Raw genomic sequence first — 13890 nt, 5'->3', positions numbered from 1 at the left:
AACACGTTCAAAATTTTACTGAAACAATATTTCAACACTAAACTAACCAAAACTTACTAATGCCACGCCGAAACGACATCCACAAAATTTTAATCATCGGCTCCGGACCTATCGTCATTGGTCAGGCCTGTGAATTCGACTACTCAGGAACCCAGGCATGCCGATCTTTGAAAGATGACGGTTATGAAGTTGTACTGATTAATTCAAATCCGGCTACCATTATGACCGATCCCATGATGGCCGATTCTATCTACCTTCAGCCGTTAACCACGGATTCCATCAAAGAGATTGTTAAAAAGGAAAAACCAGATGCCGTTCTTCCTACCATGGGTGGGCAAACCGGCCTCAACCTTGCACGAGATCTTCAGCATGAGAATTTCTGGACAGACAATGGCGTAAAAGTAATTGGCGTAAATATGGATGCTGTGGATATCACCGAAGATCGCCAGCTGTTTCGTGATTTGATGGATAAAATAGGGATTGACCAGTTACGAAGCCGGGCAGCCAATTCAGTTTTGGATGCAAAAGAAATTGTTGAAGAGCTGGGAGGACTGCCGATTGTGATTCGCCCCTCTTTTACACTTGGTGGCACCGGCGGCGGAATTGTATGGAATGAAGATGAATTTGAGAGAAAGGTGTTGAGAGGACTTGAAATGAGTCCGGTTCACCAGGTTTTGATTGAGGAGAGTATTTTTGGCTGGAAAGAGTTTGAGTTAGAACTTCTCCGGGATGATAATGACAATGTTGTAATTGTCTGCCCGGTCGAAAACGTGGATCCTTGCGGTGTTCATACAGGAGATTCTTTAACCGTGGCACCCCATCAAACATTGACAGATAAACAGTACCAAATCCTGCGGGACAATGCCATTAAAATGATGCGTTCAATTGGCGATTTTGCCGGAGGATGTAACGTGCAGTTTGCCGTAGAACCTGGTAGTGACAGGGTTATCGCAATTGAGATCAACCCGAGGGTAAGCCGTTCATCAGCATTGGCTTCTAAAGCAACCGGGTATCCCATTGCAAAAATTGCTACAAAACTGGCTGTGGGCTATACGCTGGATGAACTACCAAATCCTATCACACAGGTATCATCCGCCTGTTTTGAGCCTTCCATTGATTATGTAGTCGTAAAAATTCCGCGATTTAACTTCGAGAAATTCCACAATGTTGATGAGGAACTCACTACCCAGATGAAAGCAGTGGGCGAAGTGATGTCCATCGGCAGAACATTTCCTGAAGCGCTCAACAAAGCCTGGCAGTCACTTGAAGTGGGACGATCCGGCCTTGGTGCAGACGGTTACACCGAGCCCGAAAGAAAAGAGGTTCGCGAACGGTTATTAAAACCACATTGGGACCAAACACTGAACATTCGAAATGCTTTTAAATTTGGTGCTTCGGTTGAAGAGATTGCAGACATTACAAAGGTTGATCCCTGGTTCCTGCAACAGATCCGTTACATGGTGAGCCTTGAAAATAAAACAGAAGGCCACACACTCGAATCATTCACAAAAGAAGATCTGCTTGAAGTTAAACAGGCAGGATTTTCAGACGTACAGATTGCATGGCTGCTGAGCAAAACCGGTAAACATGTAACCGAAGAAGAGGTTCGCCGGAAACGGCTTGATATGGGACTCAAACCGAGTTTTAAAGTTGTAGATACCTGCGCAGCTGAATTTCCCGCCGAAACACCTTATTACTACTCCACTTACGACAACGAAAACGAAAGTGAAGTTTCCGACAAGAAAAAAGTGTTGATTCTGGGCAGCGGCCCGAACCGAATAGGCCAGGGTATTGAGTTCGATTACTCCTGCGTTCACGCCGTCATGGCGGCCCAGGATATGGGTTACGAAGCCATTATGGTGAACTGCAACCCGGAAACCGTATCCACTGATTTTGATATTGCTGACAAGCTCTACTTCGAGCCCGTTTTCTGGGAACGAGTGCTCGATATCTATGAGCATGAACAACCCGACGGTGTGATTCTTCAGGTGGGCGGACAAACCGCACTCAAGCTTGGCAAAAGATTTGTTGAAGCGGGAATTCACAAATCTTCGGAACCGAATTTGAAATGATCGATTTTGCGGAAGACCGCGGCGAGTTCTCCAAATTCCTCAAGAAACTCGACATCCCGTTTCCGGAGTATGGTACTGCCCGAAATGTGGAAGACGCAATTGACATCGCAAGAGAGATCGGCTATCCCGTTTTAATCCGGCCAAGTTACGTACTGGGAGGGCAGGGAATGAGAATTGCCGTGAAGGAGGATGAGATGAAAGGATACGTGGAGCGCATTCTCGCAACACATCCCGAAAACGACTTCCTGATCGACAAGTTTCTTGACAAAGCCGTTGAAGTGGATGTAGATGCCGTTTTCGATGGTAAACAACTTCACATTGCCGGCATTATGCAGCATATTGAACCGGCCGGAGTTCATTCGGGTGATTCAACTGCCGTTCTCCCTCCGTACTCTCTCAGCGACAAAGTGATTAAAAAAATTGAGGAGTATCAGTATAAGATCGCCAAGAACATGAATATTTTAGGTTTTCTGAACGTGCAGTATGGTGTAAAAGATGAGAAAGTGTACGTCCTGGAAGCCAATCCCAGATCAACCCGAACCATTCCGTTCCTGGCCAAAGCAACACAGCGACCGGAAGCTGCAATCGCTGTAAAAGTGATGCTGGGTGCAAAACTCTCGGAGTTCGATTTAGAATCAAAGCTCAAAAACTGGGCGGTCAAAGAGCCGGTGTTTCCGTTTGATAAATTTCCAGAAGTGAAGAAAGAACTCGGCCCCGAAATGAAATCAACCGGGGAGAGTATCTACTTCATGGAGAACTTCAATGATGAACACTTCAAGAAACCGTACGAGTTTAAGAACTTATATTTAAGCAAATAGTTCGCACAAACCATCCAAATACAGGGATGAATGCTTCGTGAAAGAACTTTATCTATTCGATGAAGTTACAACTTGAATCTTAGCTGATTATCATGGACAATCATTCATCTATAGGGTAAAGGTTTCTTTGGATATAGAACCAGCAAATGGAACGGGAAAAATGTGAAAATCAAATCGATCGTAAATAATGAAACCACCGATAACCTATTGATACTATTTCCGGTCGATATTTGAAGAACTATGCAATTACCGTTTACTCAAATACCGTTCGGTTTGTACGGGTAGATAAATATACCCGATTAAAAATTTTGTAACTTAAAGAGCTACAGAATAGAATCTTTTACATCAATGAAATCATTACAAAATTTACTGGAGTTCAATAAATCCTGGTCAGAACGTGTCCGTTCTCAACAACCTGATTTTTTTGAAGATTTATCAAAAGGCCAAAATCCAAACTACTTATGGATAGGTTGTTCAGACAGCCGGGTGCCCGAAACCCAAATTGTAAAACAACATCCAGGCGATATTTTTGTCCACAGAAATATAGCCAACCTTGTGCTGCATTCTGATATAAACAGCCAATCCGTTCTGCAATATGCCGTTCAGGTTTTAAAAGTAGAACATGTAATCGTCTGCGGACATTATGGCTGTGGAGGAATTAAAGCTGCACTGGGCCAGGAAAAATTCGGTTTAATTGATAATTGGCTTCGCAATATTAAAGAACTGTATCATATAAACAGTTCAGAAATCGACTCTCTTTCTACTGAAGATGAAAAGGTGAACCGTCTTTCTGAGTTGAATGTTAAACAGCAGGTTCACCATGTTTGCGAAAATCCATTTGTGCAAAACGAATGGGCAGATGGACGAGAACTCTGGGTTCACGGTTGGATCTATAACATGGAAAACGGTTTAATCAAGGATCTGGAAGTTACTGTTGGCAAGGATAATTAATCCTAAAGAGGGCTTTGCAAAACCGTGGTTATTGGTCAATCTGAACTCGATTCAGATTCTCCATTCGCCTTTATAGCCAGTATCTGGAGATCCTGAATCAAGCCTGCCTGCGCTAAGCTTTGGCAGACAGGTTCAGGATGACGATCAGAGTTTTGCAAAGCCTTCCTAAAGAGTATATCTCACAATTTTAGGGTCTTTTACTAACTGCATGAGAACAGTGTTCAGAATTAGTAAACGCCAATGCATCGTGTCTTATAATCTCTTCTATTGAAATAATCACTCTCCTAATCCGAGAGAGTATGCGCAAACGCCTTTGAATTCACAAAGGTATTCAGTTTTTGTGATATCAATTTTTTGTTCAATAAAATGTATCTCATTTTTATATTAATTATGATTGATGGTTTAAAAATATTCATAAACTATTATTTATGAACTACACGTTACACCAACTCAAAGTTTTTGCTGAAGTGGCAAAATGTGGCAGCATCACGAAAGCAGCTGAATCACTGCACATGACACAACCTGCAGTTTCCATTCAAATGAAACAGTTGCAGGAATCCGTTGATATACCACTGATCGAAATCATTGGAAAAAAACTTTACCTGACAGAAGCCGGTGAAAGATTTTATTCCATGCAGCAAACTATACAGGAGCATACAGATGCTTTTGAAGCTTATACTTCAGAATTGAAGGGCGGATTGACAGGGGACTTGTCCATTTCTGCAGCATCTACTGCTAAATATTTTCTCCCCTATTTATTAGGAGCTTTTCAAAAAATATATCCAAAAGTGAGGATCACTCTGAAGGTGACTAATCGTGATGAGGTACTTCAGCAACTTTACAATAACGAATTTCAACTGGCAATTTTGACACAGCTTCCGGAAGATTCATCAATTATTGCCACTCCATTTTTAGACAATCCATTGGTTATGGCATGTCCCCCGGATCATCCTTTAACAAAGAAAACCAATATTCATCTGAAGGATTTAAGAGATGAACCGTTCATTTTTCGGGAACCTGGTTCCGGTACCCGGATGGTTATGGAGAAGCTTTTGAAAAATGATGGTATTGAACCCAACATCGCTATGGAACTTGGAACCAATGAAGCTGTGAAACAAGCAATTATGGCAGGCATCGGGATCTCTCTGATATCAAAATTAAGTATGTATTCAGAATTAGAGACAGGAAAAATTGATGAGCTGCAGGTAAAACAATTTCCAGTTAAAACCCGATGGCACACTCTTTACAGGAAGAATAAAGTAATTACACGTGTTATAAAGAACTTTCTTGATTTTTTACAGCAGGATAAACTCACACAAATCTTACCCTCAACTTAATCATCTATTTCTTCAATTCAGTTGGTTCGTACAAACATTCTGTAATGCCTCAATATCTTCATCCGTCAGTTCAATTTTACGCCTGTCTTGCTGATCCATGAGTTCATGCATCACAGATTTGGGATTTGAAACATGAGTAATGCCAAGTGCATGTCCCATCTCATGAGCTATTACAAGACGCAGTTCATTCTTATCGAGGAAATGATAAATATTTATGGTTCGGCTGTTATTCGTCCATTCATACGCTCCCTGTGTAAATTTTCTTGTTCCGGTAAACTGGCGGTTGTACTCGTCTACAAGCCTATTTTTTGCTTCAACTTTTTGATTCAGAAACGTAATCTTATCATTTAAGTCAGCTGCTTTCCGTTTTAATACTCGTTCCTTTCGTGCAAGATTCCGTTTCACCTGCTCGATTTGTGCCTTGCGATGTTCGAACTGTTTCAGATCCTTTTCATTGAATCCACCCTGCTCATTTTTTTGCTTCACCCATTCATTCAACCGGTCAATCGATTCCTGCAACTCCCTGGATTCCCTGTCATATTCCTTCACTTCGTTCTCATACTCTTTATTGAGGCGGGTATACTCGTTCTCTAACACCGTAATGCTAAACTCCTCATGCTCCAGGCGATCTCTGTGCTGTCTTTCGCGATCCGATAACTGTTGTTCCTCGGCATAAACAAGATTCAGTGAAATTTCTCCATCTTCATCATACTTAATAAGCGTGGTGTCTGCAGCATCAGACCAAACCTGCGCCACCTCCTTCATCAAATCAACCACCTCCTCATTAGTGATGGAAAAACGCTCATCAACATCTCCCACTCGAAATGTGATCGCTTCGGAACAGGGATCTTTTACCTGTTCTCCATCCTCGAACTGACCCGTTCCCACCATAAACAGAACTGTTGCAACAATGCCGGCTATCATCCATTGAACAGGTTTAAATTGAAAAATTTGCATCATTTGGTTAAATCTGCCTTAAACGCATTGATAGAAGGCTTTACAAACCGTCGGTTACGTCAATCTGAACTCGATTCAGATTCTCCATTCGCCTTTATAGCCAGTATCTGGAAATCCTGAATCAAGTTCAGGATGACAGTCATAGTTTTGCAAAGCCTTCCGAGAAAATAAATAATGGTTGAACCATTTGGGAGTGGTTTCCAACTTTTTATCTTATAGAACTTCTGAATATTCAAGAACCTGCCTGATGATTAACACAGAGTTTCCACGAATTCCTGATTTCCGACCCCGACAAAATGATGAGATCGGCGGACTTGCCGTGGATTTCATACCTGAAAACGGTTTGATGTTTGTAATCATTGCCAACTATGAGAGTTTCCCGCTGCGGGAATGTAAAATTTCTTTTTCTGAAACGCTCCCAACAGCAGACGGTGAAAAACTGAATCATCTGAATATTTTTAAAAATCTTACATATCTCTCTCCGGGACGAAAAATTCGCATTTTTACAGGTAACTTGAGTTCATTTTTAAACAGTCTAAGAGAAAAGAAAATTGTGACAGTCACCATCAAATATCAATTACCAGACGGAAAGAAAACTGCATATTCAATCAAGCATAATCTTTCCATCTACGACGATTTACCTCAAATCATAAATGAACAAAATCATGAATAATCTGTTAACAGGATCTCATTTCCAGGTAGAATGGGGCGGAACACGAATAGGTTTTGAATCAGTGAGCGGGCTCGAGATAAGTGTCGATGTTATTCAATACCGCGAAGGAGCTCAGAAGCTAAATACATCCCAAAAAGCACCGGGTCTTAAAAAGTACGGAAATATTACCCTTTCACGAGGAGTTGCAAAAGCAGATAATGAGTTTTTTGAATGGTGGAATACCATCAATTTCAATACTGTTGATAAGCGGGATATTACCATCTCTTTGTTGAATGAAGAACACAGCCCCGTTGTAGTATGGAAAGTAAGAAATGCATTTCCTGTTAAAATAAAATGGGACAACCTGGAGGCATCAGACAGCACTGTTTTCCTGGAATATTTGGAGATTGCCAATGAAGGAATTGTTGTTCAGAATGAATGATTACAAACTGTTTAGCTCTCACAAAACTTCTGAAGTAATAAATATTCGATGAAGTTTTTATCAATAATCTTTCTTCCACTGCAGATCAATTCCCTGGCGGGTATCATCTCCCTGGGTGATGATTAACTCCAGATTTTCTTTAAGCATAATTTCCAGTACAAACAGGGTTTTTGGGTTCGTGCCGTCAATCTCATTCAGAATGGCAAAAAATGTTGACTGATTGAGATACCAACCCGTTTTAATCACTGTATTGTTGGAACCGGATTGCGAGTTATCGATCTGCACTACATCAATTCCCAAACGCTGCGAGGCAAGCATTTCTACGCGATCGAGCACAACCTCCAGCGCGTAATCGGCGGCTGATGGACTGTTACCACTGCCCGCCACAACCTGCTCCCAAGATTCAAGTTCATAGAACGGCCGTCCAAACAGTGTGTAACTGATCATGTCCTGCAGTTCCAGTTGCGGCTGACTGTCGAACCGAAATTCCGGTTCTTCCAGGGTGCCCTCAATAATGTAAAAAATCTGAACGCCCGCTGCTTGCGGTGGTGTATACCGACTTCTGATTTGCAGTTCAGGATTGTTAACAGGCCCATAAAATGAAACAAGAGCTTCCTGCAGAGCAAACTCCTTTCCAAGCGGACGCGCATACCCATCAACCCCTTCAAGTGAACCAAACATCTGCAGCTCTTGCTCAGGCTCTTTTACGAGATTCACTTCACCTCCCAGTTCAACCTCCATATCAAGATATTGGCGATTTCGAATAAAAAATTCCCGGTTGAACGTTATGGTCATCTCCATATCCAGTGCATCATATAAATTATATGATACCTCATCCTGGCTTTCATCATCGAGTTCTACGGATTCAACCGAACTCTCTCCAAAATCCTGCAGAAAATAGAATCCATTCAGAAATGTTAAACTGCCCTTCAATGTAGGCTGCGATGCTGTTCCGCCCAGCGTTGCATTCATGTTGATATTTGCCCTGTAGTCATTTGTATTAAGAAGACGGAATCGATTCGCTGTTACATTAATATTCATCTGCTCTGGGTCCAGGCCTTGCATGGTTACGCTGCCATTTGCCCTGAGACGGCCCGAGCCGCTGGTTGCGCTAAACTGTTGTAATTCGATTGTTTCTCTCCTGAAATTAACGTTTGATGAGGCCTCTGTAAGCGTTATACCGGCCGGTACAACGCTCATAGATCCTTTTGCAAGCTGCATATTTCCTTCGGCCTGTAAATCATCCATAGTCCCCGAAAGCGTAACCGCACCTTCAAGCCTTCCCGAGATTCCCTGAACCAGTTCCCTGTTTACATAACTATTGAACAGAGCGAGATCAAAATTATTGGTTTCCAGATCTACAAAGATCTCATCGCTTCCCGAGGGTATATGAACCTCTGCTCTCCTCAGATCTACCAGGAAGGGGATGTCTGCACTGAAATCGAGAATGTTTTGCCGGTCTTTTTCTACTGATCCACTGAACTCTATATGTTCACTTTCATGCAGATACGAAATAACCATTCCAACGGTATCTACCCTTATGCCGGAGAAGGTGCCATTTGAGACTGTAAATTCTCCTTCCAGATCCGGATTACCGGCAATACCGCCAAGACTCGATTCAAATACAACCGTTCCACTGGTTTGTTCAGGGGCACCATCCGGTAAAAATGACAGCCAATATCTCAATTGAGATTCATAAACCCTGAAATCTCCTTCAACCCCGCGTTCAAAAAACTGATCATCAAATGCCAGTGGATCACCCGGCAGATAGGGAACCCGGAAAGATCCTTGTGCCAACTGTTTATTTTGATGCCAGCTTTCCAGTGATGCCGTCATCCACTCGTCTTTAATATCCATGTTGATCTGCAACGAATCCATCTCACCTTCCGATAATTTTAATTTCGTCACGTTTCCAGCCATCGATGCTTCAAGTTTATCCGGAGTATTATAGATGGATACAGAACCATTCAAATACCCGTCGAGATAACTCTCCTTAAAAATGGTTTCCTGTAGTACACCAAAATTCAGATTCTGTGCATTCAAGCCTGCCTGTTGATTCAATGAATCGATTTTAGGTGCCCAAAAACGCAGGTAAGCATCCCCCTGATCGGTTGAAATGGTAAGTGAATCAACCTGAACTGTATTGTTTGAATAGGTGGCATTGAACGGTTCCTCAAGATTCAATTCCCTGAATTGTGTTTGAAATGAAAGCTGATTTGTCAACAGTGTTGTCTTTGTGGAATCGATCGAAAATTCACCGCTGTGTTGAAGTGAACTGTCATTCCCGTTATTAATGGTCAGGCGGAGATTTCCATTGGTTTGAAATTCCCGTTTTTTTGCATGCAGATAAACCTGCATATCCTGCACACTTCTTTGATAAACAGAGGGTTCGCTGAGCTTCACGTTAAGATCAACATCGGGGTTTTCTGTAATGTAAGACATCAACATTCCTGAAATTTCCCGGGAGCTGAATAATGTATCAACAGCCACATTTTCCAGGTTTAAATCGCCATTAAACTGCAGGATACCATCGGCATTTCTGCCAAGATTTCCGCTGATTGATCCTTCCGAGCGCAATCTCTCCACAGCAAAAAGAGGTGCCAACGGCTGAATATCTTTGATAGTTGCATTAAAATTAAACCGATTAGCACTGTTGGTAAGATCAGACAGATGATGATTCAGTGTGAATGATGCATCCGCAATGGGACTCTTAAGCGCCCCCTCATCCACAATTATAAACTGATCTTTCACTCTCAGAGATGTATTCAGCTCCTCAATTTCTTCGCCGTTTACAATGCTGGAATCAAAATTGGCCGTTGCCATCATCGCCATCTGTTCGGGATTGAATGATGTTCCGCTGCCAGTAATTGTACCGTTTAAGAATGTGGGGAACTCCTGCAGGCCGTTAAACTCGGCGAAATTCAAACGGCTCATCTGGAGATTAAAATCATATTTTGGATTCAACTGCCAGTCTGAAATTGTGAACTCCATATCTGCACGGCTTTCGGTAATTTCTCCTTCCAATTGTCCCTTCACCAAGTTGTGATTGATAGTCCCCGAAAAATTCAGGTTGGAAAAATTCTGGCCGCACAACTCTCTGCCGGATACAATAATATCTGCTGAACTGGTAAAATTATCTGGATTGAATCCTTTTCCTATCGCGTCAATCCGGACATCAAGGTTACCGGTATAAAATGGATCCTGAAGCCACAGGCCGGGATCGAATTGCTGAGTATTGATATGAAATTTCCATCCGGGTTGCTTTCCAAATAGGGAATCCGCCTCAGCCGTCATCGATACATCCTGGTTTTCATATTCCAGCGCACTGTTAATATTCAGTTCTCCATTTTCAAACCGATAGTCCGTATCCAGTCGGTCCACTGCATATTGTTGATATATTACGCTATCCATCGCCAGCGCCCCCTGCCAATTCGATTCGTTGAATGATTGGAATAGAATTCTTCCATCTCCCTCAAGCATGAATGACTGAATTGAAGGGGAACTTTCTATACCTGTTAAAACCGGGATATCCAATCCCTCGGCAGTAATACGAAGCTGCTTTAATGCCATTGGCTCTTGCAAACTTGAGGTAGCCTGAATTTTAAACTGTTGAAGGCCCTCGCCGGAGGCATCCAGAGTTAATTGCAAATTATCCAGTGTACCGTTGGCTCCCAATTCAATTTGCAGATTCTGTTCGATCGGTGCCTCGGCCGTGTACTCGGCAACATCGCGCCACGATAATGGAGATACCTGGAGCTGTTGACTAATTTCTCCCCCCTCTTCATATTGGGCAGATCCGCGCAGCACCGACCGGCCTGTGTTGATTACTATAGAATCCAGCGTATACCGATTCTGCTCAGCAGCACCTGCAAGGTACACATCTACAGCTTCGGGGAGTCGTCCTTCGCGTATTGAAAATTCAAGCTCACGGAGGTTTCCTGAAATACCGGATTCCAACATCCCGGCAGATATATTTGAATGAAGATTATCCACAAATAGCTGGCCATCTGGCAAATACTGTTCGGATTGAACTTCGATATTAGTCCCCGATAGTGAAAAATTTTCAACATACCAGTATAGCGGTTCAGATGTTGCAGCAGAATCTTCTGATGCCGGAAGCAACTCCAATACGTTCCATGATGAGTCAGCGTACTGCTCAACCAAAACATCTGAGCCGAAAATATTCACCGTTTCGATGGTGTGAGGTGAGAAAAGTACCGAGAAAAAATCGTACCTGATCTGAACGGAATCTACCTGGGCAATTTCTGCTGATAAGCTGTCCTGAACGATTATATCCCGAATAGTAAATCCATTTAGCAGATCGCCCTGAATGTTTCCGATGGACAGATCTCCGCGAAGCACCTGGTTGGCCTGCTCTACAGCAAAACCACGAGCTTTCTCAAATAGCCAATCACTTTTTAGCAGCAACCTCCCGCTCATCAAAAGTGCCAGGAGCAGAATAGCTACAATAATCCATCCTTTGTAACTGCGTTTTTTATGTGAGTTTTTTTTGCTCATTAAAATGCCTGACCAATACTAAAATGAATTCCAATTCTGTCCCACGCCGATCCAAAATTCTCCCCGTTATAAATCTGTAAATCTTCGTCTGTAGGATTGAGTTTATAAGCAACATCCACCCTTACTGGACCAATCGGGGATTGATAGCGTATACCTCCCCCGGCACCAAATTGAATTGGCCTGCTTGCAAGCGATGAAATGTTTTGCCATACCTGTCCGCCATCGAGAAAGGTGGCAAGACTAACATTTGGAATAAACCGATCTAAATCCTGTCTTAGTTCAAAATTAAATAGAAATGTGGCACGGCCGCCTACCGGAATATAGGAATCGAAAGCGCCCTGCTCGTTAAATGCAGGGGCTTTGGGCCCCAAATCCTGGCGTCCCCATCCACGAATGGAGTTTGTACCACCTGAGTAATACCGGATGTTTGACGGTAAACTATCGGGTTGTGTGTAAAAGATTACCCCTCCGTTCACGCGGTTTGCAAGTACCAATGAATTGGTTAGCTGAGTGTACTTTCGGACATCCAGGTTCAATTTTTGAAATTTAAAACTTGCCTCTCCAAATGTACCGGATAATTCAATGGATGGCTGAAGGACCCACCCTCTCTGTGCCCGGGAATACCCCTCCCTGTAATATCCTGAAAGTATAAACGATGAAATATCATACGAAAGAACCGTGTCCGGCAGTTCCACTTGCTGATCACGCGAAAGCTCCTCGTTCAGTGAATATTCGTAGGATAATGATGCCGTTTTATTTTGATTTATCTGGTATATCAGGCTGTTGTTCACACCAACCTGGAACAATTCGAACGCTTCCTCCAGCCTGTGCAAGCCGAATAGTGAGGTAACATTTCGGCTTTTGGAGTTAAAGATATAGGGCACAAGGTAATCGCTCGATAATCGCTGTTCGATAAAAGAGGCACGTGCATTTGCGCTGTATCTATGTCCCCGGCCATTAATATTCCGGTGCTCCCACTGAACCTGTCCACGCACAATCTCCTCCATGCCCACACCAACCGAGGCCTGAATTGTTCGCGGCTCAAATTCACGAACTCGTACCAGCGTTGTCAGCGTTGAATCATGATCCTGCTCTGGCAGTGTGATTGTTGCAAATCTGAACAGGTGATGATTAAAAATATTTCGTTGTGCATCCTGTATTTCGCTCTTCGTATAGAGTTCGCCCTCTCTCAATCCCGACTGCCGAAGGAGCGTTCGTTTGGGAACGGAGAGTTCTCCTTCAACCTGGAATTCACTAAAATAGGTTTTTGCATTTGGTGTGATCTGAATATCTACATCCACAAGACCGGCAAGTGAATCAACAGCCGTTTGAATATTGATTTCCGGCCATGCATACCCCAAATTTTGCAAAGCCTGCAAAAAGGCTCCTTCAACATCCGGGCGGCGTATCGATTCAAACCTTCTTCCTGCGCGGAATTCATGTCTCGACATTGCACGATCAAAATCCCTGGACTCCCTGATCTCCCGGCTGACTGAGCTGTCCGCATGGATTGTTACTTCACTTGATTGGATAGAGAGCGGAACCCCTTCCCGGATGGTAAACAAAATATTTTTTTTCCATTCTTTGTCACCCGAAGTAACCCGGTAGTTTACATCAACATTATGAAAACCGCGACGTTCATAATATCGCCGTAATCGAATCCTGTCCCTTCGAACCATATCTTCGGTATAATAAAAATCTTCAAATCGCTTGAATAGTTTTTGAAAAATCGTTGGACTATCACAGGCAATTACCTCCTTCAACACAATATTGCGGTAGGTTTCGTTACCTTCTATATCCACACTCCAAATTACCGGATTTCTCACAGATTCCTCCTCCTGCTGAAAACCGTACAGATCGTTCACAGAGATGAGAAAAACCAGCAATAAAACCGTTAATTTACCTGCCGTAATGATATTCTTTTTTATATGTAACAACGAGTTTATAGAAATGAGTTTCTCGAATAGAGAGCTTTAAGTTCGATATGTAGTCTGATTTCCTAATTTACGATTTATGGAACAACAGATATTTGGTTCTACAAAGAATTATAAAATAAGAATATTGAGCAATCATCATTCAATTGAATATCGATATTGAATAATTCTAATGATAAACCCGTTTTTGCCACCTAACTTCTTCATAA

9 protein-coding genes are annotated in these 13890 nt (G+C 42.6%); 6 read left to right on the top strand and 3 right to left on the bottom strand.

Features of this window, described 5'->3' with window-relative positions:
• Positions 1 to 59 precede the first annotated feature (59 nt).
• From carB to U5K72_14985, 4 genes are all read left to right on the top strand, one after another.
• Entirely contained in the window at positions 60 to 2072 is a 2013-nt protein-coding gene (carB, locus tag U5K72_15000; GenBank protein ID MDZ7720121.1) for a carbamoyl-phosphate synthase large subunit, read from the top strand.
• The gene (locus U5K72_14995; GenBank protein MDZ7720120.1) at positions 2069 to 2890 is read left to right on the top strand and encodes an ATP-grasp domain-containing protein; all 822 of its coding nucleotides are present in this window, start codon (positions 2069 to 2071) and stop codon (positions 2888 to 2890) included. Before carB ends, U5K72_14995 begins: the two co-directional genes overlap by 4 nt.
• Positions 2891 to 3238: 348 nt before the next feature.
• Positions 3239 to 3841, top strand: a complete 603-nt coding sequence (locus tag U5K72_14990; protein ID MDZ7720119.1) for a carbonic anhydrase — start codon at positions 3239 to 3241, stop codon at positions 3839 to 3841.
• Positions 3842 to 4269: 428 nt separating this feature from the next.
• Positions 4270 to 5178, top strand: coding sequence for a LysR family transcriptional regulator (locus U5K72_14985; protein MDZ7720118.1), 909 nt, complete (start codon positions 4270 to 4272; stop codon positions 5176 to 5178).
• Between the two features lie 12 nt (positions 5179 to 5190).
• Here the strand turns inward: U5K72_14985 and U5K72_14980 are convergent, their stop codons facing one another.
• On the bottom strand, positions 5191 to 6138 hold the full coding sequence (locus tag U5K72_14980) for a matrixin family metalloprotease (protein ID MDZ7720117.1): 948 nt from the start codon (positions 6136 to 6138) through the stop codon (positions 5191 to 5193).
• Between the two features lie 244 nt (positions 6139 to 6382).
• Here U5K72_14980 and U5K72_14975 point away from each other — a divergent pair, with 244 nt between their 5' ends.
• The gene (locus U5K72_14975) at positions 6383 to 6808 is read left to right on the top strand and encodes a hypothetical protein (protein MDZ7720116.1); all 426 of its coding nucleotides are present in this window, start codon (positions 6383 to 6385) and stop codon (positions 6806 to 6808) included.
• Entirely contained in the window at positions 6801 to 7229 is a 429-nt protein-coding gene (locus U5K72_14970; protein ID MDZ7720115.1) for a phage tail protein, read from the top strand. The genes U5K72_14975 and U5K72_14970 overlap by 8 nt, the downstream gene beginning before the upstream one ends.
• 60 nt (positions 7230 to 7289) lie before the next feature.
• On the opposite strand, the gene U5K72_14965 is transcribed toward U5K72_14970, so the two are convergent.
• Together U5K72_14965 and U5K72_14960 are read right to left on the bottom strand one after the other, a co-directional pair.
• Positions 7290 to 11747, bottom strand: a complete 4458-nt coding sequence (locus U5K72_14965; protein MDZ7720114.1) for a translocation/assembly module TamB domain-containing protein — start codon at positions 11745 to 11747, stop codon at positions 7290 to 7292.
• Entirely contained in the window at positions 11747 to 13684 is a 1938-nt protein-coding gene (locus U5K72_14960) for a BamA/TamA family outer membrane protein (GenBank protein ID MDZ7720113.1), read from the bottom strand. Before U5K72_14960 ends, U5K72_14965 begins: the two co-directional genes overlap by 1 nt.
• Positions 13685 to 13890: the final 206 nt, after the last annotated feature.

It is taken from the genome of Balneolaceae bacterium (genome assembly GCA_034521495.1).
In the GTDB taxonomy this organism is placed as follows: domain Bacteria; phylum Bacteroidota; class Rhodothermia; order Balneolales; family Balneolaceae; genus Rhodohalobacter.
The sequence above is the reverse complement of the archived record's forward strand: the minus strand, read 5'-3'. Positions and strand labels throughout refer to the sequence as shown.